This window comes from Streptomyces fumanus (assembly GCF_014655295.1).
In the GTDB taxonomy this organism is placed as follows: Bacteria; Actinomycetota; Actinomycetes; order Streptomycetales; family Streptomycetaceae; genus Streptomyces; species Streptomyces fumanus.
Genome location: NZ_BNBI01000002.1, coordinates 301,213 through 322,240, shown reverse-complemented (window position 1 = coordinate 322,240; position 21,028 = coordinate 301,213). Strand labels below are relative to the sequence as shown.

Sequence of the window (21,028 nt, the reverse complement as noted above, 5' to 3'; positions counted from 1 at the left end):
CGGGGGTCACTCGCCGGTGGCGGGGACACTGGGCGGGGCGGGGGCGGGCGGCTCGGCGGACTGCGCGGGGCCGGTGTTGGCGGCCAGCAGCAGACAGGCCGTGGCGACCACGGCGGCGGCGATGCCTCGGGCGTAACGCTCGGCGGCGCGTGGGCGTTCGAGCACGGCGACCTCGCAACAGCGGTCCACAGCGGTACGGCGGGGACGGGGGGTGGACGGGGCGGACAGGGGGGTGAACGGGGGGTGGGCCGCCGGCCGGTGGCGGGTGCGCCGGGGTGGTCGGGCCCGGGGTGGTCAAGCAGCGGGTTAAACCTGCTTAATCCTCGGTTTAACCTAGAGCCGTCGGGGGCGAACGGCAAGGGCCGCAGGGGGAGTTGAGCGTGGGAGAACGTGACGATCCGGTGATCATCGGACGTCGGGTGCAACGCCTGCGGACCGCCCGCGGCCTGACCCAGCGCCAGCTCGCCGAGCCCGCCTACACCCCCGCCTACGTCTCCACCCTGGAGGCCGGCCGGGTCCGCCCCTCCGACGAGGCGCTGCGGTACATTGCGGACCGGCTCGGCGTCGGCTTCGACGAACTGGTCACCGGACGCCCCGCCCGCCTCGCCACCGACCTGCGTCTGAGGCTCACCGAGGCGCGGCGCGCCCTCGCCACCGGCGGTGCCGAGCGGGCCGCCGGGAGCTACCGCGCGCTGCTCGCCGAGGCCGAGGAGCACGGTCTGACCGAGCTGGCGGCCGAGGCGCTGCTCGGGCTCGGCGAGTGCGCCCTGGAGAGCGGCGAACTGGAGACCGGCCGCGAGCACTTCGAACGGGCCGAGGCACGCCTGGCCGACGCGGGCGCCCCGCTCACCGCCCGGGTCCCGGCCCTGCGCGGCCGGGCGGTCGCCCACTACCTCGCCGGGGAGCTGCGGTACGCCGTCTACCTCCTGGAGTCCACCCTGGACGAGCTGAACCGGGGCGGGCTGCACGACCCGGACGCGCTGCTGCTGCTCTACGCCAGCGTGATCGGCCCCTACATGGACATGGGCGCGCACGCGCGGGCCGCGCAGGCCGCCGAACTGGCGCTGGCGCTGGCGCCCCGGGCCGGCGACCCGGCGCTGGTCGCCCGGATGCACCGCTCCGTCGCCCGCACCCTGCTGGCCGAGGGCCGGCTCGCCGAGGCGGACGCCTCGCTGGCCCGGGCGGCCGAGCTGTACCGCACCCTCCAGTTGCGGACCGAGCTGGCCAACTGCCACTGGATGCGCGGTTACGTCTCCGCGCAGAACGGCCTGCTGGAGCGCGCCGAGGCGGAGTTCCGCCAGGCCCTGGCGATGCTCTCGGAGAGCCGCGCCGCCCTCTACAGTTGCCAGGCCGCCGTGGAACTGGCCGATGTGCTGCACCGCCGCGGCAAGTCCGAGGAGGCCGCCGGGCTGCTGCGCGGGGTCCTGGACGAGCTGTCCTCCGAGCGCGGCGCGGTGCACGCCGCCGCCGCGCACCGGCTGCTCGGCATCATCGCCGAGGACGCCCGGGACACCGAGGCCGCCGAGGAGCACTACGTCCGCGCGCTCAGCCTGCTGGAGCGGGCCGGCGCGGCCGGTGACCTGGCGGACCTGTGCCGTCTCCTGGGCGACCTGCTGCGCCGCACCGGCCGGGTGGAGGCGGCCCTGGACGCGTACCGCACGGGCCTGGGCCACCGCACCGCCCCCGGCACCACGACGCTGGGCCCGGCCCCCGCCCAGCCGCCGCTGTGACCCGCGGACACCGGACCGGCCGCCCGGGGTTTCGGCCGGCCGACCAGGGGTAGCCGAGGCTCGTTTCCGGACCGGTGACGCGTGCCGGAGCACCGTCGACGTGGCCGACCGCGTAGTGAAGGAGGCGGTGGGCGTGCGGCCCAGCGACGACCCCCCGGCATCCCCCGGCCGACCGGGCCCCGACGACGACGCCGGTCAGGCCCGGGCCGTCGATCTGATCGCCGACGGGGTCCGGGGCGTCCCGCCCGACCAGGTGCCCGCGAGGCTGTGCGAGGTGGCGGTACGGCTGCTGCCGGTGAGCGGCGCGAGCGCCTCGCTGCGCGGCGACGGCGTGCCGGTGCGGCTGTGCGCCAGCGGTGAGCGGGCCGGGCAACTGGCGGAGATCCAGGCCACCCTCGGCGAGGGGCCCTCGGTGCACGCCGCCGCGACGGGTCTGCCGGTGCTGGTCCACGACCTGACCCGGGGCGCGGACGCGGTCCGCTGGCCGGTCTACGCCCAGCAGATCACCGCCGCCGGGGTCCGCGCGGTGTACGCGCTGCCGCTGGGCACGGACGCGATGTGCGTCGGCACCCTCGACCTCTACCGCGACACCCCGGGCACCCTGACCCCCGCCGAGCTGCACACCGCCCGGCTGGTCGCCGGGGTGCTGACCGTCGCCCTCATGGCCCTGCCCCGGGAGGACGAGGCCGACCGGGTGGACGGCCAGTCCTGGCTGAACGGCCTGGCCACCGGGCACGACGAGGTCTACCGGGCGGTCGGCATGATCATGGCCCAGTTGGGCGTCGGCACCGACGAGGCGCTGGCCCGGCTGCGCGCCCACGCCTTCGCCGGCGGCCGCACGGTCCGCGAGGCGGCCCAGGAGGTCCTCACCCACCGGCACCGCTTCGACACGGAGGAGAGGTAGCGGAGGCGCGCTCCCCACCTGGCGCGGTCCCGGCTGGGCGCGGTCCCGGCCGGGGCCGTCACCAGGCGCCGGGCCCCCGCCCCGCAAGGACCCGGCCGGCCCGTCACCAGGCGCCGGGTCCCCGCCCCGCAAGGGCCCGGCCGGCCCGTCACCAGGCGCCGGGTCCCCGCCCCGCAAGGGCCCGGCCGGGCCGTCACCGGGCCCCGCGGCCCGCCGACCGGGGCCCGGACGGTCCCGGGCCCCGGTCAGCGGGGGCGTCAGGCGCGGGTCGCCCGGCGGCGGCGGGTGGCGACCACGATGCCGGCGCCGCCGAGCAGCAGCACCGCCGCGCCGATGGCGATCGGGCCGGTGCTGCTGTCGGCGCCGGTCTCGGCCAGGTTGCCGCTGTCACCGTCGGCGGAGGGACCGGCGGCGGCCGGCGCGGAGGTGGAGGCCGAGGCGGACGGCGACGGCGCCTCGGTGGCCGGCTTGCTCTGCGACGGCGTCGCCGACGGGGACGTGTCCTCGCCCGGCGCCGGGCTGGTCGGCGTGGCGGGGGTGGCCGGCGGCGTGGACGCGGCCGGCGGCTTCGACTCGGCCGGCGGCTTGGAGTCGCCCGGCGGCGTGGTGGCCGTGCAGTCCTTCGTGCCGCCGTTCCAGGCCGCGATCAACTGGTCCTTGATGACCGCCCCGTCCGGGCCCTTGGGCAGCGGACCGTGCTCGACGCCGTCACCGGAGTCGGGCAGGCCGTCGTAGCGCACGGCACCGCGGTAGAGGTCGATCTGCGCGAAGCAGCCCTGGTCCGGCACGGCTATGTCGAGGCTCTCGGTCTCCCCGGGCTTGACGGTCACGGTGTCGAAGTCGACGAAGACCTGCTCGCCGGAGGTGGCGAAGGTGGCGCCGTGGGCGAGGTAGGAGGCGAGCGAGGCGGTGCAGGAGGTGGCGTCGGCGGCGGCGCGGACCTTGATGTGCACCTTGCCGTCCTCGGACGGCTTGAGGTTCTGGTCGTCCACCTTGACCGAGTCGGTGAAGGTGGTGCCGTCCAGCGAGAACTGGCAGCGGTCGGTCTCGGTGACGGTGCCCGCGCCGGTGCCCGGCCGGTAGGCGCCGCCGCCGCCCCAGCCCTCGCCGCCCGGCGAGCCGTGCGCGAAGGCACCGGTGGCGGAGGCGACGGAGGCGGCGCAGAGAACGAGGCTCGCGGCGCCCGTCCCCAGCAGGCGGCGCGTCATGACACGTCGTGCAGTCGACATGCGGGTCCCATCTTGGCGTGTGAGACACCCGGGCGGCGGCACGGCAGCCGACGGCGTGAAGCCACGTCGGGCGTGCGCGGGCCGACCCGGGGGACGAGTGGTCGAAGAACCACTGGGCCCTTCGGTCACTCGGGCCACAGTGGACCCCCATGGTCGTCATCCCGTATGTCCCTGTCAACCTGCGGAAACGGCCGAGGAGTTCTCCGGCCTTCACGCGGTCTCCACAGAACGGCGGTCCGTGTTCCGTCCGGCGGCGGGTTCACTTTCCCGGCGTTGTGGACAGACCTACTCGTGTCGCCCGCACGTGACACACGTGTCGCCCGCACGTATCGCAGAGGAGCCCGCGTGACCGTACGCACCGCCGCCGGCACCCCCGACCTGTCCTCCCAGGACCCCGACTGGTGGCGGCAGGCCGTCATCTACCAGGTCTATCCGCGCAGCTTCGCCGACGCCGACGGCGACGGGCTCGGTGACCTCAAGGGGATCACCCAGCGCCTCGCCCACCTGGCCGGGCTCGGGGTGGACGCCCTGTGGCTCAGCCCGTTCTACCCCTCCGAACTCGCCGACGGCGGTTACGACGTCGACGACTACCGGGACGTGGACCCCCGGCTCGGCACCCTGGACGACTTCGACGCGATGGCCGCCGAGGCGCACCGCCTGGGCCTGAAGGTCATCGTCGACCTGGTGCCCAACCACACCTCGCACCGGCACGTCTGGTTCCGGGAGGCGCTGGCCGCCGGGCCCGGCTCGGCCGCCCGGGACCGGTACGTCTTCCGGGACGGCCGGGGCCCCCGGGGCGAACTGCCGCCCACCGACTGGCAGTCCGTCTTCGGCGGCAGCGCCTGGCGGCGGGTCCCCGACGGGCAGTGGTACCTGCATCTGTTCACCCCCGAGCAGCCCGATCTGAACTGGGAGAACGAGGAGGTCCGGGCCGACTTCCGGGGCACCCTGAAGTTCTGGTCCGACCGGGGCGTGGACGGGTTCCGCGTCGACGTGGCGCACGCCCTGGCCAAGGACCTCGGCGAGCCGCTGCGCGACCTCGGCGCCCCCGAACTGAGCAGCGAGGCGGCGCTCGCCCGGTTCGAGCCCGGCACCCACCCCTTCTACGACCGCGACGAGGTCCACGAGATCTACCGCGACTGGCGCAAGATCCTGGACGCCTACACCCCGCCCCGGATGGCGGTCGCCGAGGCATGGGTGCCGGGTGCCCGGCGGGCGCTGTACGCGCGGCCGGACGAGCTGGGGCAGGCGTTCAACTTCGAGTACCTCCAGGCCCGGTGGGACGCCGGGGAGCTGCGCGAGGTCATCGCGGGCTCGCTGGCCGACGCGGCGGCGGCCGGGGCCTCGGCGACCTGGGTGCTCTCCAACCACGACGTCGTACGGCACGCCTCCCGGCTGGTGCTGCCGCCGGACACCGACACCGACGCCTGGCTGCTGTCCGGCGGTGCCGCCCCGGCCGTCGACGAGGCGGCCGGGCTGCGCCGGGCCCGGGCCGCGACGCTGCTGATGCTGGCGCTGCCCGGATCGGCGTACATCTACCAGGGCGAGGAGCTGGGCCTGCCCGAGGTGGCCGACCTGCCCACCGAGGTGCTCCAGGACCCGATCTGGGAGCAGACCGGGCACGTCCGCAAGGGCCGCGACGGCTGCCGGGTGCCGCTGCCCTGGACGGTGGACGGACCGTCGTACGGCTTCGGGCCCGGCGGGTCCTGGCTGCCGCAGCCGCCGTCCTTCGCGGCGTACTCCGTCGAGGCCCAGGACGGGGTGGCGGGCTCGACGCTGGAGCTGTACCGCACGGCCCTGAAGCTCCGCCGCGAGCTGCTCGACGGCGAGACGCTCACCTGGGCGGAGGACGCGCCGCCCGGGGTGCTGCGGTTCGACCGCTCGGCCACCTGGCGGTGTGTCACCAACCTGTCGGAGACCGCCGTCGACCTCCCCGCGGGCGAGGTGCTGCTGACCAGCGCGCCGCTGGAGGACGGACGCCTGGGCCCGGACACCACGGCCTGGCTGGCCCCCTAGCGGCACGGAGAGGCACGGCCCGCGCCACCGGATGGCGCGGGCCGGTGTCTCACAGGCCGCGCGGCAGTCCGCCGCCGCCGAAGGAGCCGCTGGACCCCGGCAGCCAGCGCCGCCGGTTCTGGTCCGGGCAGCGCCGGGTGCTCGCCGGATGGAGCTGGTATGGCATCAGCCGCGCGCCGCCGTTCGCGGCCAGGGGTACTTCGTCGGGCTCCCGTATCTCGCGTTCTTCGCGCACCGGCCAGTCGGCCGGCGGCTTGGGGTGTTCGTCGGCGCGGGGCCGGGGCGATTCCTGGTCCATGATCCGCATACCGACGCGTACGGCCCAGATCAGCGCGCCGGCGATGACCAGCCCGCCGAGGAAGGCCGCGGTCACGCTCAGCGTGTGCTGGGATGCGGCCAGCAGGGTGAAGGCTTCCGTACTCATGTCATTGAGTATCGCCCCGAAAGGGGAGAAAAGCGACAAAAACCTCTTCTCGCTTTACGGTCGCCGGTCGCCGTCGGGGCCGCCCGGTCCCTCGGGGGCGCCGGGGGCGTCCGGGCGGATCACCTCGCCCTGGATCACCTGGGGCGGCCGCCGGCCGGCCGCCCCGTCGGCGTCCTGGTCGCGCAGGGCCCGCTTCTCGGCCTTGAGGATGCGCGCGGCCTTGCCCGCCGAGCGGGTCAGCTCGGGCAGCTTCTTCACCCCCACCACGACGGCGACGATGATGAGGATGATCGCCAGTTCGCTCAGTCCGAACACGGGGCCCCCTGGTCGGTCGGGTCGGTCAGAGATCGAACTCGTGCGGCGGCAGGTCGAGCGTGTAGCACGCCTCGCGCACCACGGCCTGCTCGTCCTTGTCGAAGTCGCCGTCGGCACCGCCGATGACGATGCCGATCTGCACGACCGCCCGCGCCTCCGCGGGCTTCTTCTTCGCCTTGGCGATCTCCTGCAGAACGCTGACCTTGCCGAAGGCGAAGTCCGCCGTCAACTTGTCGAGGTTCTCCTCGAAGCGGCGGCGCAGGTCCTCGGCGGGGAAGTTGCGCAGCACGTCGTTGGCGGCGATGAGCTGGGCCACCCGCTGCCGCTCGGCCGGGTCGACGGTGCCGTCGGCGGCGGCCACCAGCGCGCACATCGCCATGCTGGCGTCGCGGAAGGCGCCGCTCTTGAGGTCGTTCTTCTTCGCCACGAGCTGGGTCTGCATCTGCGACGCGGACTCCTTGAAGCGGTCCCACAGGGCCATGCGCACTCCGTACGGTCGTCGAACGGGATCGGTCCCGATCTTCTACAGATATGTAGAAAGTTATCAGGGAACACTCGGGTGGACCGGACCGTTCTCTACAGACGAGTAGAAGCCTACGATGGCTTTGCCCGTCCTTTACCATGGGACACGATCCCGTAGAACCCGTAGAAGGAGCCCCGTTCCGTAATGGAGCCCCCCAGTACCGGCCGTGCCGTACCCCGCGGTGACCGCACCGCGGCCCTCGTGCGAGCGGGGGTGGCACGGTGACCGAGGTCCTGCTGCTCCTGCTGGCCCTCCTCCTCACCCTCGCCTGCGCCCTCTTCGTCGCGGCCGAGTTCTCGCTGACCACCGTCGAGCGCGGTGACCTGGAGCGCGCCGCCGACTCCGGCGAGCGCGGCGCCGACGGCGCCCTGAAGGCCGTACGCAAGCTCACCCTGCAGTTGTCCGGCGCCCAGTTGGGCATCACCGTCACCTCCCTGGTGATCGGCATGCTCGCCGAGCCGTCGCTGGCCGCGCTGCTGCGCGGTCCGCTCACGGCGGCGGGCCTGGGCGGTGCCGCCCCCACCGTGGCGACCGTGCTCGGCGTGGCCCTGTCCACCGTCGTGCTGATGGTCGTCGGCGAGCTGGTCCCCAAGAACTGGGCGATCTCCCGGCCGCTGGCCGTCGCCAAGGTGGTCGCCGGACCGCAGCGCGGCTTCACCGCCGCCTTCGGCCCGTTCATCACCCACCTGAACAACACCGCCAACCGCGTGGTCCGCCGCTTCGGCCTGGAGCCCGCCGAGGAACTGGCCTCCGCGCGCAGCCCGGAGGAACTCGTCGCGCTGGCCCGGCACTCCGCCGCCGAGGGCGCCCTGGAGGCCGACTCCGCCGAGCTGTTCGTCCGCACCCTGCACCTGAGCGAGCTGACCGCGCAGAACGTGATGACGCCCCGCGTGGACGTCAAGGCCCTGGAGGCCCACGCCACCGCCGCCGACGCCGCCAACCTCAGCCACGCCACCGGCCTGTCCCGCTTCCCGGTCTACCGGGACAGCCTGGACGAGGTCATCGGCACCGTCCACATCCGCGACGTGCTCGCCCTGCCGCCCGAGCGGCGCCCGCACACCCCGGTCACCGAGCTGGCCACCGCGCCCCTGCTGGTGCCGGACAGCCTGCCCGCCGACCGGCTGCTGGAGCAACTGCGCGCCGCCCGCACCATGGCCGTCGTCATCGACGAGTACGGCGGCACGGCGGGCCTCGCCACCGTCGAGGACATCGTCGAGGAGGTGGTCGGCGAGGTCCGCGACGAGCACGACCCCGTCGAGACCCCCGACCTCCAGCCCGCCGGACCCGGCGCCTGGGAGGCCGACGGCTCGGTCCGCCTGGACCGGCTCGCGGACATCGGACTGACCGCGCCGGACGGCCCGTACGAGACCCTGGCCGGCCTGGTCGCCACCCGGCTCGCCCGGATCCCCGCCAAGGGCGACTCCGTGCCGCTGGGCGACTGGCGGGTGGAGGTCCTCGACATCGAGCACCACCGCGCCGACCGGCTGCGCCTGACGGCCCCGGCGGCCCCCGCGGCCGTACCCGCGCCGGACGGCCGGCCGGACGAGCGGTCGGACCAGCAGCCGGACGAGCCGCGGCGTGAGAAGCAGACGGAGGCGGCCCGATGACCGTCGTCCAGTTGCTGATCGGCGCCCTGACGCTGCTGACCAACGCGTTCTTCGTGGGCGGCGAGTTCGCCCTGATCTCGGTGCGGCGCAGCCAGATCGAGCCGCGCGCCGAGGCGGGCGACAAGCGCGCCCGGATGACGCTGTGGGGCCTCGAGCACCTCTCCGCGCTGATGGCCACCGCCCAGTTGGGCATCACCGTCTCCTCGCTGGTGCTCGGCGCGGTCGCCGAACCGGCCATCGCGCACCTGCTGGAGCCCGCCTTCGAGGCGGTGCGCATGCCGCACGCGCTGGTCCACCCGGTGGCGTTCGCCATCGCCCTGACCCTCGCCACGTATCTGCACATGCTGATCGGCGAGATGATCCCGAAGAACATCGCGCTGGCCGCCCCGGCCGCCACCGCGCTGGTGCTCGCGCCGCCGCTGGTCGCCCTCACCCGGGCGCTGCGGCCGGTGGTGTTCGGGATCAACGCCTTCGCCAACGCCCTGCTGAAGCTGCTGCGGGTCGAGCCGAAGGACGAGGTCGAGGCCGTCTTCACCGACGACCAGCTCGCCCGCATGGTGGACGACGCCAGCGAGGCCGGTCTGCTGACCCCCGCCGACGGCGAACGCCTGCGCGACGCGCTGGAGCTGGGCACCCGCCCGGTCGGCGAGATCCTGGTGCCGGTGCCGCGGATGCGCACGGTCGGGCACACCGTGACCCCGGCCCAACTGGAGAAGCTGGCCGCCGAGGCCGGGTACTCCCGCTTCCCGGTCTCCGGGCCGGGCGGCACCCTGCTGGGCTACCTGCACATCAAGGACACCCTGGGAGTGGCCGACCGCGACCGCCCGTTCCCCAGATCGGCCCTGCACCCGGTCACCCGGGTCCGCATCGACACCCCGCTGGACGACACCCTCACCGCGCTGCGCGCGACCGGCAGCCATCTGGCCGCCGTCACCGGCGAGACGGGCACCGTCCTGGGCTTCGTGACGATGGAGGACGTCCTGACGGAACTGGTCGGCCCGGCGGCGACGGCCTGACGACCGGCACGGGGACCCGGCGGCGACGGCCTGACGAGACCGGCCCGGGGGCCCGGCGCGGCAACCGCGCCGGGCCCTCCGTCGTCTCCCGGGGAAGACACCCGAGCCCCGAGCCCCTGGGAGCACCACGATGACCATGGTCGGCCTGTTCTGGATCACCGAGGACCACGTGTACGTGGGCGGCGAACCCACCGGCGCGGCCCCCGGCGTCCGGCTGGGCAAGGACGGCGTGGAGTGCCTCGGCACCGACCAGGGCGCCTTCTGGACCTGGGACGCCGTACGCTCCCTCGACGTCCGCGATGTCGCGGTGCGCTCCCCCGCGCGGCGGCTGCTGGCCATCGCGGGCGACTGGGTGGACGTCCTGCTGACCACCCACGTGGACCAGCCCCCGCCGTTCACCGTGGTCATCGGGACCGCCGAGGGCACAGTCGAGGCGAACGCGCTGACCGCCGCGCGCAGCGGCGTCCACACCACCGCCGAGTACGACCTGTCCCGCGCCCTCCTGGCCCGGCTCGCCGCCGGTGCCGTCACGGTCGACCCGCCGCTCACCTGGCGCCGCGCCCGCCGGGACGCCGGTGCCCCGTCCCGCGCCGAGGGCGAGGAGCTGCTGCGCGCCTGGGCCGAAGGCGGCCCGGTTTCAGCCCGCTGAGGCCCCCGCCGGTGCCCTGAAACCGGGCTGAAGCCGCGTTGAACCGCCCGGGGCGCACGCTCTGCGGCATGACGACGACAGACCAGGGCCCCGACCGGCCCGCCACCGGCCGACCCGGGCCCGCACAGAGCGGCACCGACCGGCGGGACATCGCCATCGCGGCCACCGGACTGCGCAAGGCGTACGGCGACCGCACCGTCCTCGACGGCATCGACCTCCAGGTCCCCGCCGGCACGGTCTTCGCCCTGCTCGGCCCGAACGGCGCGGGCAAGACCACGGTGGTCAGCATCCTGTCCACCCTGATCCGCCCCGACGCCGGCCAGCTCCGCGTCGCGGGCCACGACCTGGCCGCCGACCCCCAGGCGGTGCGCGCCGCGATCGGCGTCACCGGCCAGTTCTCCGCCGTGGACGGGCTGATCACCGGCGAGGAGAACATGCTCCTGATGGCCGACCTCAACCACCTCCCCAAGAAGGAGGGCCGCCGGGTCGCCGCCGGCCTGCTGGAGCGCTTCGGCCTCACCGAGGCCGCGCGCAAGCCCGCCGCCACCTACTCCGGCGGCATGAAGCGCCGCCTGGACATCGCCATGACCCTGGTCGGCGGCCCGCGGATCATCTTCCTCGACGAGCCGACCACCGGCCTGGACCCGCGCTCCCGGCACACCATGTGGCAGATCGTCCGCGACCTGGTCGCCGACGGCGTCACCGTCTTCCTCACCACCCAGTACCTGGAGGAGGCCGACCAGCTCGCCGACCGCATCGCCGTCCTGGACGGCGGCCGGCTCGTCGCCCAGGGCAGCGCCGGGGAGCTGAAGCGGCTCGTCCCCGGCGGGCACGTACGCCTGCGGTTCACCGACCCGGTGGCCTACGAGCGGGCCGCGGCCGCCCTGCGCGAGACCACCCGCGACGACGAGACGTTCACCCTGCACATCCCCAGCGACGGCAGCCAGCGCGAGCTGCGCGCCGTCCTCGACTGGCTGGACGCCGCCGACGTGGTGGCCGACGAGCTGTCCGTGCACACCCCCGACCTGGACGACGTGTTCTTCGCCCTCACCGGCAACCCCGCGACCCCCCGCACCGCAGCCGAGGAGACCCTCCGATGAGCAGCTCCGCCCACGCCCTGCGCGACCACACCACCATGCTGCGGCGCAACCTCCTGCACGCCCGCCGCTACCCCTCCCTCACCCTCAACATCCTGCTCACCCCGATCATGCTGCTGCTGCTGTTCGTGTACGTCTTCGGCGACGTGATGAGCGCCGGACTCAACGGCGGCACGGCCGACCGCGCCGACTACGTGGCGTACCTGATGCCGGGCATCCTGATGCTGACCGTGGGCGGCACCGCGCTGGGCATCGCCGTGTCGGTGGCCACCGACATGACCGAGGGCATCATCGCCCGGTTCCGCACCATGGCCATCTCCCGTTCCTCGGTGCTGATCGGCCATGTCCTCGGCAGCGTCATCCAGACCCTGGCCGCGCTGGTCCTGGTCCTGGGCATCGGCTTCGCCATCGGGTTCCGGGCGGACGCCACGCCCCTGGAGTGGCTGGCGGCGGCCGGCCTGGTGACCCTGTTCAGCCTCGCCGTCACCTGGATCGCGGTCGGCATCGGCCTGGTCAGCCCCAACGCCGAGGGCGCGAGCAACACCGGCATGCCGCTGATGCTGCTGCCGCTGCTGGGCAGCGCGTTCGTGCCGGTGGACGCGATGCCGTCCTGGTTCCGCTGGTTCGCCGAGTACCAGCCGTTCACCCCGGTCATCGAGACCCTGCGCGGACTGCTCCTGGGCACCGGCATCGGCACCACCAATGCGGTCCTGGCCCTCGCCTGGTCGCTCGGCCTGGTGGTCCTCGGCTACCTCTGGTCCACCGCCCGGTTCAAGCGCGAGCCCCGGCGCTGAGCAGCTCCCGCACCGCCAGCGCCCGCAGCTCGGCCCGCCCCAGGGCGGCGTACTCCGACCCCGCGTCGGCGTAGGCCGCCCGGTCGGCGTGCTCGGCCAGGTGCCGGGAGCGCGCCGAGGACAGCGAGGGGAACTGCCGCACCACCGGCGTCCGCTCCGCCAGCGCCACCAGCTTCACCGCCCCCTTGTCGCCCGCCGCCACCCCGGCCAGACCCAGCGCCAGCAGCGCCGTCCCGTACCCCGGCGGCTCCACCGGCCCCGGGCCTGCCGGGGAGCCCGCCGGGTCCGACAGCTTGGCCAGCACCTCCGCCCGCAACTCCGCGGCCAGCCCCGCCACCGGCGCCAACCGCCCGTGCAGCGCGTGCGCCGCGAGCGCCGCCGAGCGCAGCTCCAGCGACCAGGGGTCCATGAACGGATCGCCGGTGAGCCGCGCGCTGTCCTCCCGGAGCTTGTCCAGCGCCTGCCGCCACAGCCCGAGCCCCACCTCGGTCAGCCCCCGGGCCAGCGCGATCTCCGCGCGGGCCGCGAGGTCCGGGGTGTAGACGGCGGCGGGCTCCGGCGGCTGGTCCAGCGCCGCCAGCTTCAGCCAGTGCTCCGCCTCGTCGGCCTCCCCGCGCTGCAGACAGGCCAGCACCAGCCCCCAGCGGACCCCGATCGCGTCCGACCACTCCCCGTACCCGCCGAGCGTGTCCAGCGCCGTCCGCAGATGCCGGTACGCCTCCGCGCCCCGCTCGGTCTTCAGGCACAGGTCGCTGATCCGCCCGTGGCACAGCAGCCGCAGCAGCGGATTGTCGTGGTCCCCGAGGGCGTCGAGCATCCGGCGGGCGTACTTCAGCGCCCGCTCCGGCTCCTGCGCGGACTCCCACACATAACTGGCCACCCCGGAGGCGACGCACGCCAGCAGCGGCTCCCGGGCCCCGGCCAGCTCCGTCAGCCTCGCGTAGTGCGGCGGGCGTATCTCCGGTACGGCGCCCAGCACCACGGCCAGCGCCCGCAGCACCGTGTCCGGCGGCGCGGGCGGCAGCCGGCGCAGGGTGACGAGCTGCCGTACGGCGTGCGGGCCGTAGCCCATGAAGAGGCTGGCCGCGCAGACCGCCGCCGCGCTGCGCGCCGGTTCGACGTCCTCGGGGCCGGGACGGAACCGGGAGAGCGGCCCGCCGGTCTCGGCGGCGAGGGCGGCGAGCCGGTCGTAGTGGCTGTCGGTGGCCCACAGCGAGGCCAGGACGGCGGTGACCGCGGCGATGGCGGGCGCGTCCTGGCGGGCCAGCGCCAGACGCAGGGCGAGGACCAGGTTGTCCTGCTCGGCACGGACCCGGTGCCAGGCGGGCGTCGGGTCGCCGCCGAACAGGATGTCGTGCCGGGCCCGCCCGAAGTCCCGCGCCCACGCCAGGAAACGGCCGGTCACCGCCTCCTCCTCGGCGGCCTCCGCACGCCGGGCGGCACCGAACTCGCGCAGCGTCTCCAGCATCCGGAACCGCACCCCGGCGGGGCTGTCCCCGACCTGGAGCAGCGACTGCCCGGCGAGGTGCTCCAGCAGGTCCAGTACGTCGTCCCCGGCGCCCAGGACGTACTGGGCCGCGTCCTCGGTGAAGCCGCCGGGAAACACCGACAGCGCACGCAGCGCGGCCTGCCCGTCGGGCTCCAGCAGGTTCCAGCTCCACTCGACCACGGCCCGCAGCGTCCGGTGCCGTTCCGGCGCGTCCCGGGCGCCGCCGCGCAGCAGCGCGAACCGGTCCCGCAGCCGGCGGGAGATGTCGGCCACCGACAGCACCCGCACCCGGGCCGCCGCCAGTTCCACCGCGAGCGGCAGCCCGTCCAGGTGCCGGCAGATCTCGGTGACCGCCGCGGGGTCCAGCTCCACGCCCGGCCGGGCGGCCCGCGCCCGCTGCGCGAACAGCTCCGCCGAGGTCCGCAGGGACAGCTCGGGCAGCGCGTACACGGACTCCGAGGTCAGTCCCAGCGGGGCCCGGCTGGTGGCCAGCACCCGCAGCGTCCGCGACCGCGACACCAGCGCCCGCACCAGGTCGGCGACCCCGTCGATCACCTGCTCGCAGTTGTCCAGCACCAGCAGCACCGGTCCGGCGCCCAGCGCGGTGACGATGCCGCCCACCACGTCCGGGGCGCCGCCCGCGAACGGCCGGCCCTCCCCGGCGCCCACCGCGGAGGCGACCTCACCGGCCACGTCCGCGTCGGCGGTGACACCGGCGAGCGGCACGAAGTGGGTGACCGGCTGCTCGGCCGCCCGGCCGACCGCGTGCGCCAGCCGGGTCTTGCCCAGCCCGCCGGGCCCCACCACGGTGACCACCCGGGCGGTGCGCAGCAGCGCGGCCACCGCGGCGACATCGGCGTCCCGGCCCAGCAGCGGGTTCGGCTCGTGCGGCACCCCGTGCCGGACCGGTGCCACGTCCGCGCCCAGCAACTCCTGGTACACGCCGCGCAGTTCGGCGCCCGGGTCGGTGCCCAGCTCCTCGCGCAGCCTCACCCGGTACGCCTCGTACCGGGTCAGCGCCGCGGCCCGGCCCGCCCCGGCCGCCTCGCAGCGCAGCAGCTCCGCCAGTACTTCCTCGTCCCACGGCGACTGCCGGGCCAGTGCGGTCAGCTCCGCCGCGGCCGGTTCCCGGCGGCCCAGCCTGGCCAGCGCCAGCGCCCGGGAGCGGACCAGCGACCGGTGCGCCCCCAGGCGCTCCGCGCGCAGCGCCGCCACCGGGTCGCGCGGGTCGTCCGCCGGACCGGCGGCCACCTCGCCATCCCACAGCGCCAGGCCCGCCTCGGCCTCCCGCAGCGCGCCCTCGTGGTCGCCGGCCCCGGCCCGTTCGCGGCTCGCCGCCTCGTGCAGCAGCAGCGCGCCCGCGTCGATCCGCGCCGGGTCGAGGGCCAGCCGGTACCCGGTCGGCGTGCTGACGATCAGCTCGGCGCCGATCTGCGCCCGCAGCCGCGACACCAGCACCTGCACCGCCTTGCCCGGCCGCTCCGGCGCCTCGTCCGGCCACAGCCCCTCGACCAGCCGCCCGGTGCTGCACCCGGCCCGCGGCTCCCCGGCGAGCAGCGCCAGCAGCCCGCGCAGCCGGGGCGCGGTGATCTCCCGCCCACGGCAGGCGACCCGGGACAGCACGGTCAACTCGATGGTCACGCCAGCAGACTAGACCGGCCGGCGGTACGCATAACCCACTGCGCGATTGTCGCTGGCATGCCATACCCTGCTCGACGGACCGCGTCCACGCGCCGCGCGGCGGCGCCTGGGGGGACAAGCGGCCCATTCACTTACGCCCGGCCGACGCCGGGCTCTCCTGTGGGGGTTCCAGCACTGTGCGCAGGCGCAGCATCTCGATCGCGACCACCGTCGCGGTCCTCCTCGGTTCCGCGGCCCTGACCGCGACCACGGCGGGGACGGCGATGGCCGACTCCGCGAAGACTCTCCCGGTGGCCTCGGTCGGCGACCTGGTCGTGGACGGCGTCCACCGGCGCGTGTACGTCTCCGACCCGAGCGGCGGCAAGCTCGTCGTCACCGACTACACGGGCGCCGTCAAGGCGACCCTGACCGGCCTGCCCGGCGTGACCGGCCTCGCGCTGGCACCCGACTCCGGGCAGGTGTACGCGGCCGTCAAGGGCGCCGACCGGATCGTCTCGGTGGAGACCGCGACGTACACCCAGACCGCGAGCTACCCGCTGGACGGCGCGGACGCCCCCGCCGACCTGGAGGCCGTGGACGGCCGGATCTGGTTCGGGTACGCCGGCGGCCTCGGCTCCCTGGACGTCTCCGGCGCCGAGCCGGTGGTCCGCCTCGACCAGGACGGCACCGCCCTGGGCGCCGCGCCGATGCTGGCCGCCGACCCGGCCGCGCCCGGCGTGCTCGCGGCGGGCGGCGGCGGCCGGCTCGCCGTCTTCGACGTCTCCGCCGACGGTGCCGCGCTGCGCGTCGCGGGCAGCCTGGACTCCAGCGTCAAGCAACTGGACCTGACGCCCGACGGCACCCAGGTCCTCGCCTCCTGGGACGGCACCGGCAGCGGCTACGGCCTGCCCGCCTACTCCACCACCGACCTCACCGAGGTCCGCAGCTATCCGATCGACGCCTACCCCAACGCGGTGCGGATCGCGCCCGACGGCACCATCGCGGGCGGCAGCTACTCCTGGTACGAGCCGGACGTCCACATCCACCGCGCCGGCGACCCGAAGCCGACAAGGGAGTACGACTTCCCCGCCGGCAGCGCCGGCAGCGGCCCCGACACCCTGGTGGACGGCGCCCTGGCCTGGGCGCCGGACACCAGCCGGGTCTTCGCCGTCTCCCAGGACGACTACGGCACCTACTCGCTGCGCGCCCTGACCGACCCCACCCGGGAGCTGCCCAAGCTGACGGTGTCGGCGCCGGCCAAGGCCGACCGGGCCAAGAAGCTCACCGTCACCGGCAAGCTCAGCTCCAAGACGCGCCCCGCCGCGGGCACGGCCCTGACGGTGACCCGCACCGACGTGGAGTCCCCCAAGGGCAAGGCGCTGCCCTCGGTGAAGACCAAGGCGGACGGCACCTTCTCGTTCACCGACACCCCGCCGGCCGGCGGCAAGGTCACGTACAAGGTGTCCTACGCGGGTGACGCCACCCACGCCCCGGCCTCCGGCTCGGACGCGGTGACGGTCTCCCGGAAGTCCCCGTCGCTGACCCTGAACAACAACGGCAAGCTGTACGCGTACGGCAAGGACGTCACCTTCACCGCCCACCTCGGCAGCACCTACAAGAACCGCACGGTGTCGCTCTACGCGGACCCGTTCGGCACCGACAAGGGCAAGAAGCTGCTGAAGACCGCCAAGGTCAACTCCAAGGGCAACCTGTCGGCGACCGTCGACATGACCCGGGACACCACGGTCACCGCGGTCTTCGCCGGCGACGCCCGCTACGCCGCCAAGACGGTGAAGTCGGTCGCGTACGCCCACGCCAAGGTCTCCACCAGCGTCTCCAAGCACTACAAGACGGGGAAGATCGGCTCCACGACGTACTACTGGTTCCACAAGAACACCGATCCGGTGTTCACCACGACGATGAACTACTACCAGGGCCGCCACCAGCGCTTCCAGCTCCAGGTGTACTACGACGGCACCTGGTACGACTCGGGCAGCGAGTACTTCGCGCTGGGCTCGAACGGCAAGTCGGCGGTGAGCCTGGAGGCTCCGGGCGAGTCGGGGATCCGCGCCCGGATGCGCTCCTCCTACGTCAACGGCTCCTCGGGGGACACCGTGAACTCCACGACGCACGGCGCCTGGAAGTACATGACGTTCACCAAGTGACGCCGTCCTGCCCGGCGGTCCCGGTCCCGGTCCCGGTCGCGGTGCCGGGGCCGCCGAGCAGGTCCTGCGGGGAGGCCGGCGGCTCGGGCTCGGGCGTGCTGTGGCAGGTGAAGCCGAGCCGGGTCATGGCCCGTACGACTTCGCCGCTGGTGAAGTCCCGCCGGTCCTGCCGGGTGACGACCTCCCCGACCTGCTTGGCCGGGTAGCGGCGGCGGCCGATGGTCACCGACTCACCGGTGATCGGCTCGGGCGTCACACCCTTCATCGAGTCCAGCACCCCGTTCTTCGTCAGGTCGAACGGGTAACGGGCGATGACACAGCGCATGATGCCTCTCAGGGGGGAAGGGGACGGGCCGGGTCGGACGGGGTCTGTCGGGCGGTCGGGCGGCTAGGCGGCCCGGCCGGAGGCGGACGGACGGCCGGTGCCGCCCCGGCGTCCGGCGTCACCGGCGGCGGCGGACCGGCTCCGGCCGCCGGGACGGCCGCGGCGGCCACGGGAGGAGCGCGAGCCGGTGGCACCGGCCGGGCGGGGACGCTCGGCGGCGGGCACGGTGATGACGACGGGGACACCGGAGGGCGTGCGCGCCCCGGTGATCCGGCTCAGCTCGGCCTCGCCGGAGCGCACGGCGGTGGTCCGCGGGGTGATGCCGGCGGTGGCCAGCAGCCGGTTCATGTCGCGCCGCTGGTCGGGGGTGACCAGGGTGACCACACTGCCGGACTCCCCGGCCCGGGCGGTACGGCCGCCGCGGTGCAGGTAGTCCTTGGGGTCGCTCGGCGGGTCGACGTTGACCACCAGGTCGAGGCTGTCGACGTGGATGCCGCGCGCGGCCACGTTGGTGGCGACCAGGACCGTCACATGCCCGTCCTTGAACTGGGCCAGGGTCCGGGTGCGCTGCGGCTGGGACTTGCCGCCGTGCAGGGCGGCGGCGCGCACCCCGTTGTTCAGCAGGTGCTTGGTCAGCCGGTCCACGCGGTGCTTGGTGTCCAGGAACATGATCACGCGTCCGTCGCGGGCGGCGATCTCGGTGGCGGTGCGCTGCTTGTCGGTGTCCAGGACGTGCAGCACGTGGTGCTCCATCGTGGTGACCGCTCCCGCGGAGGGGTCGACGGAGTGCACCACCGGGTCGCTCAGGTAGCGCCGGACCAGCCGGTCGATGTTGCGGTCCAGGGTGGCCGAGAACAGCATCCGCTGCCCGTCCGGGCGGACCCGGTCCAGCAGCGCGGTGACCTGGGGCATGAAGCCCATGTCGGTCATCTGGTCGGCCTCGTCCAGGACGGTGACGGCGACGTCGTCCAGGACGCAGTCGCCGCGGTCGATGAGGTCCTTGAGCCGGCCGGGCGTGGCCACCACGACCTCGGCGCCGCCGCGCAGCGCACCGGCCTGCCGCCCGATGGACATGCCGCCGACGACGGTGGCGGTGCGCAGCTTCAGCGCCCGGGCGTAGGGGGCGAGCGCGTCGGTGACCTGCTGGGCCAGTTCCCGGGTGGGCACCAGGACCAGGGCCAGCGGCTGGCGCGGCAGGGCCCGGCGTCCGGCGGTGCGGGCCAGCAGGGCGAGGCCGAAGGCGAGGGTCTTGCCGGAGCCGGTGCGGCCCCGGCCGAGCACGTCCCGGCCGGCCAGCGAGTTGGGCAGGGTGGCCGCCTGGATGGGGAACGGCGCGGTGACGCCCTCCTGGCGGAGCGTCTCCAGCAGCGCCGCGGGCAGATCGAGGTCCGCGAACGACTCCACGGGGGGCAGCGCGGGCACGGTCGTCACCGGCAGCGCGAATTCGCCCTGCGGTGCGACGGCGGCGGGACGGCGTCCTTTGCCGCGGTTGTCGCGGCGGGGGGCACGGGTACGGCTCTGGCTCATCGGCAAGATGTCAGACTTCCTTGATACGGCACGATCAAGGGAAATCGCGCAGCGAATGAGGAGGACGGGGGGCGCCGGAAATACGGCGAGCCGGGGCCCGCACCCCAAGGTGCGGGCCCCGGCAGCGAGGTATGCGTCAGCGCCGGTGATGTCAGGCGGGGACGATGTTCTCGGCGGTCGGGCCCTTCTGGCCCTGCGCGATGTCGAACGTCACCTTCTGGCCCTCGGTCAGCTCACGGAAGCCCTGAGTGGCGATGTTCGAGTAGTGGGCGAAGACGTCGGCGCCGCCGCCGTCCTGCGCGATGAAGCCGAAGCCCTTTTCGGAGTTGAACCACTTCACGGTGCCGGATGCCATTTTTTTCTCCTTCGGTACGGTGTTCGAAACCCACACTGCGCGGGTCCCGGTCGCCGCTCATGATCACCCCGTAGGAAAAAACCTTCTGGCAACCACAACTGCAACTGCTAACGACAGTATCACGGTGGCACCTCGTGCGGAGCGTGGTAAAAAACTCCCCCACGCGCCTCTCACGTGGGAATACTGTTCGGCCGCGACGGCAAATTCTCCCGTCGCGAGCACAGATATCCGTCCCCGGCGGGACCCGGACGGGCGGGCCGGCAGGGGTTAGGATCCGGCCCATGGCGCTGACCGTGCAGGACGTCGACCGGTTCGAGGCGGCCCGGCCCCGGCTGGGGGCGATCGCCTACCGTCTGCTCGGTTCGGCGAGCGAGGCGGAGGACGCCGTGCAGGAGACGTTCCTGCGCTGGCAGGCCGCCGACCCGGCCCGGATCGAGGTCCCCGAGGCATGGCTGACCAAGGTCCTCACCAACCTCTGCCTCAACCAGCTCACCTCGGCCCGCGCCCGCCGCGAGACCTACGTCGGCCAGTGGCTGCCCGAGCCGCTGCTCGCCGGGGACCCGCTGCTCGGCCCCGCCGACACCGCCGAGCAGCGCGAGTCGCTGTCGTACGCCGTGCTCACCCTGCTGGAGCGGCTCAGCCCGAACGAGCGGGCGGTGTACGTCCTGCGGGAGGCGTTCGACTACTCGCACCGGGAGATCGCGGAGATCCTGGACCTCACCGAGGCGGCCAGCCAGCAGATCCTGCACCGCGCCAAGAAGCACGTCGCGGCCGGCCGGGCCCGGACCGAGATCGACCGGGCCGCCGCGCGGCGGATCGTGGAGGAGTTCCTCGCCGCCGCGGCCAGCGGCCGTACCGAACCGCTGGTGGCGCTGCTCACCCAGGACGCGGTGGCGATCGGCGACGGCGGCGGGAAGGTCCCGGCCCGCACCCGGCCGTTCGAGGGCGCCCTGGCGGTGGCGAAGTTCATGCGGGGCCTGTTCAAGCCCGGTCCGGCCAAGCGGGCCCTGGTCGGCGGCGCGGCGCGGGTGCACGCCGCCGTCGCCAACGGCGAGCCGGCCCTCGTCGTGGTCGTGGACGACCGGGTCATCGGAGTGATGTGCCTGGAGGTCACGGCGGACGGCATCGCCGCGTTCCGCAGCCAGGCCAACCCCGACAAGCTGGTGCGCGCCACCCGCCACTGGGCGGCCACCGGCCACGGCGACCCGCTGCTCGTCCTGTGACCCGGGGAATGTGACCGCAG

General features: G+C 74.4%; 19 protein-coding genes. 10 read left to right on the top strand and 9 right to left on the bottom strand.

Going from position 1 to position 21,028, the window contains the following annotated elements; all coding sequences use genetic code 11:
* Positions 1 to 6 precede the first annotated feature (6 nt).
* Positions 7 to 165, bottom strand: coding sequence for a hypothetical protein (locus tag IE316_RS05670; RefSeq protein ID WP_190203011.1), 159 nt, complete (start codon positions 163 to 165; stop codon positions 7 to 9).
* Between the two features lie 215 nt (positions 166 to 380).
* On the opposite strand from IE316_RS05670, the gene IE316_RS05665 reads away from it, so the two are divergent.
* Both IE316_RS05665 and IE316_RS05660 read left to right on the top strand, forming a co-directional pair.
* Complete coding sequence (locus IE316_RS05665) at positions 381 to 1,730, top strand: helix-turn-helix domain-containing protein (RefSeq protein ID WP_190203010.1); 1,350 nt, start codon at positions 381 to 383, stop codon at positions 1,728 to 1,730.
* A 100-nt stretch (positions 1,731 to 1,830) separates the two neighbouring features.
* A complete protein-coding gene (locus tag IE316_RS05660) occupies positions 1,831 to 2,634 on the top strand; it encodes a GAF and ANTAR domain-containing protein (protein ID WP_229910209.1) in 804 nt (267 codons plus the stop codon).
* Between the two features lie 257 nt (positions 2,635 to 2,891).
* Here the strand turns inward: IE316_RS05660 and IE316_RS05655 are convergent, their stop codons facing one another.
* Positions 2,892 to 3,863 (bottom strand): LAETG motif-containing sortase-dependent surface protein, encoded by a 972-nt coding sequence (locus IE316_RS05655; RefSeq protein ID WP_190203009.1) that lies wholly within the window; start codon positions 3,861 to 3,863, stop codon positions 2,892 to 2,894.
* A 345-nt stretch (positions 3,864 to 4,208) separates the two neighbouring features.
* Between IE316_RS05655 and IE316_RS05650 the strand changes: the two genes are divergently transcribed.
* Entirely contained in the window at positions 4,209 to 5,879 is a 1,671-nt protein-coding gene (locus tag IE316_RS05650; RefSeq protein WP_190203008.1) for a glycoside hydrolase family 13 protein, read from the top strand.
* Between the two features lie 49 nt (positions 5,880 to 5,928).
* On the opposite strand, the gene IE316_RS05645 is transcribed toward IE316_RS05650, so the two are convergent.
* Genes IE316_RS05645 through IE316_RS05635 form a run of 3 tightly spaced genes read right to left on the bottom strand, consistent with a single transcriptional unit; the run spans position 5,929 to position 7,099 of the window.
* Positions 5,929 to 6,303: a DUF6479 family protein gene (locus IE316_RS05645; RefSeq protein WP_190203007.1), complete on the bottom strand. Its 375-nt coding sequence runs from the start codon at positions 6,301 to 6,303 to the stop codon at positions 5,929 to 5,931.
* A gap of 54 nt (positions 6,304 to 6,357) precedes the next feature.
* Positions 6,358 to 6,618, bottom strand: coding sequence for a twin-arginine translocase TatA/TatE family subunit (locus IE316_RS05640; RefSeq protein ID WP_190203006.1), 261 nt, complete (start codon positions 6,616 to 6,618; stop codon positions 6,358 to 6,360).
* A 25-nt stretch (positions 6,619 to 6,643) separates the two neighbouring features.
* Positions 6,644 to 7,099 carry a tellurite resistance TerB family protein gene (locus IE316_RS05635; RefSeq protein WP_190203005.1) on the bottom strand — a complete coding sequence of 152 codons (456 nt, stop codon included), beginning with the start codon at positions 7,097 to 7,099 and terminating at the stop codon, positions 6,644 to 6,646.
* Between the two features lie 263 nt (positions 7,100 to 7,362).
* On the opposite strand from IE316_RS05635, the gene IE316_RS05630 reads away from it, so the two are divergent.
* The 5 genes from IE316_RS05630 to IE316_RS05610 all read left to right on the top strand — a co-directional run bounded on the left by IE316_RS05630 (position 7,363) and on the right by IE316_RS05610 (position 12,304).
* Positions 7,363 to 8,748 (top strand): hemolysin family protein, encoded by a 1,386-nt coding sequence (locus IE316_RS05630; protein WP_190203004.1) that lies wholly within the window; start codon positions 7,363 to 7,365, stop codon positions 8,746 to 8,748.
* Complete coding sequence (locus IE316_RS05625; RefSeq protein WP_190203003.1) at positions 8,745 to 9,764, top strand: hemolysin family protein; 1,020 nt, start codon at positions 8,745 to 8,747, stop codon at positions 9,762 to 9,764. Before IE316_RS05630 ends, IE316_RS05625 begins: the two co-directional genes overlap by 4 nt.
* A 130-nt stretch (positions 9,765 to 9,894) precedes the next feature.
* Positions 9,895 to 10,413, top strand: a complete 519-nt coding sequence (locus IE316_RS05620; RefSeq protein ID WP_190203002.1) for a hypothetical protein — start codon at positions 9,895 to 9,897, stop codon at positions 10,411 to 10,413.
* A 68-nt stretch (positions 10,414 to 10,481) separates the two neighbouring features.
* Positions 10,482 to 11,513: an ATP-binding cassette domain-containing protein gene (locus IE316_RS05615; protein WP_190203001.1), complete on the top strand. Its 1,032-nt coding sequence runs from the start codon at positions 10,482 to 10,484 to the stop codon at positions 11,511 to 11,513.
* Entirely contained in the window at positions 11,510 to 12,304 is a 795-nt protein-coding gene (locus IE316_RS05610; protein ID WP_190203000.1) for an ABC transporter permease, read from the top strand. Before IE316_RS05615 ends, IE316_RS05610 begins: the two co-directional genes overlap by 4 nt.
* On the opposite strand, the gene IE316_RS05605 is transcribed toward IE316_RS05610, so the two are convergent.
* The gene (locus IE316_RS05605) at positions 12,282 to 15,434 is read right to left on the bottom strand and encodes an ATP-binding protein (protein WP_190202999.1); all 3,153 of its coding nucleotides are present in this window, start codon (positions 15,432 to 15,434) and stop codon (positions 12,282 to 12,284) included. The genes IE316_RS05610 and IE316_RS05605 overlap by 23 nt on opposite strands.
* 176 nt (positions 15,435 to 15,610) lie before the next feature.
* On the opposite strand from IE316_RS05605, the gene IE316_RS05600 reads away from it, so the two are divergent.
* Positions 15,611 to 17,578, top strand: coding sequence for a YncE family protein (locus IE316_RS05600; RefSeq protein WP_190202998.1), 1,968 nt, complete (start codon positions 15,611 to 15,613; stop codon positions 17,576 to 17,578).
* On the opposite strand, the gene IE316_RS05595 is transcribed toward IE316_RS05600, so the two are convergent.
* The 3 genes from IE316_RS05595 to IE316_RS05585 all read right to left on the bottom strand — a co-directional run bounded on the left by IE316_RS05595 (position 17,568) and on the right by IE316_RS05585 (position 19,785).
* Complete coding sequence (locus IE316_RS05595) at positions 17,568 to 17,903, bottom strand: SCO5918 family protein (protein ID WP_229910208.1); 336 nt, start codon at positions 17,901 to 17,903, stop codon at positions 17,568 to 17,570. The two genes, IE316_RS05600 and IE316_RS05595, sit on opposite strands and share 11 nt — an antisense overlap.
* A 63-nt stretch (positions 17,904 to 17,966) precedes the next feature.
* A complete protein-coding gene (locus IE316_RS05590; protein ID WP_190202997.1) occupies positions 17,967 to 19,430 on the bottom strand; it encodes a DEAD/DEAH box helicase in 1,464 nt (487 codons plus the stop codon).
* 151 nt (positions 19,431 to 19,581) lie between these two features.
* Positions 19,582 to 19,785, bottom strand: a complete 204-nt coding sequence (locus tag IE316_RS05585; protein ID WP_190202996.1) for a cold-shock protein — start codon at positions 19,783 to 19,785, stop codon at positions 19,582 to 19,584.
* 281 nt (positions 19,786 to 20,066) lie between these two features.
* On the opposite strand from IE316_RS05585, the gene IE316_RS05580 reads away from it, so the two are divergent.
* The gene (locus IE316_RS05580) at positions 20,067 to 21,008 is read left to right on the top strand and encodes an RNA polymerase sigma-70 factor (protein ID WP_190202995.1); all 942 of its coding nucleotides are present in this window, start codon (positions 20,067 to 20,069) and stop codon (positions 21,006 to 21,008) included.
* Positions 21,009 to 21,028 lie beyond the last annotated feature (20 nt).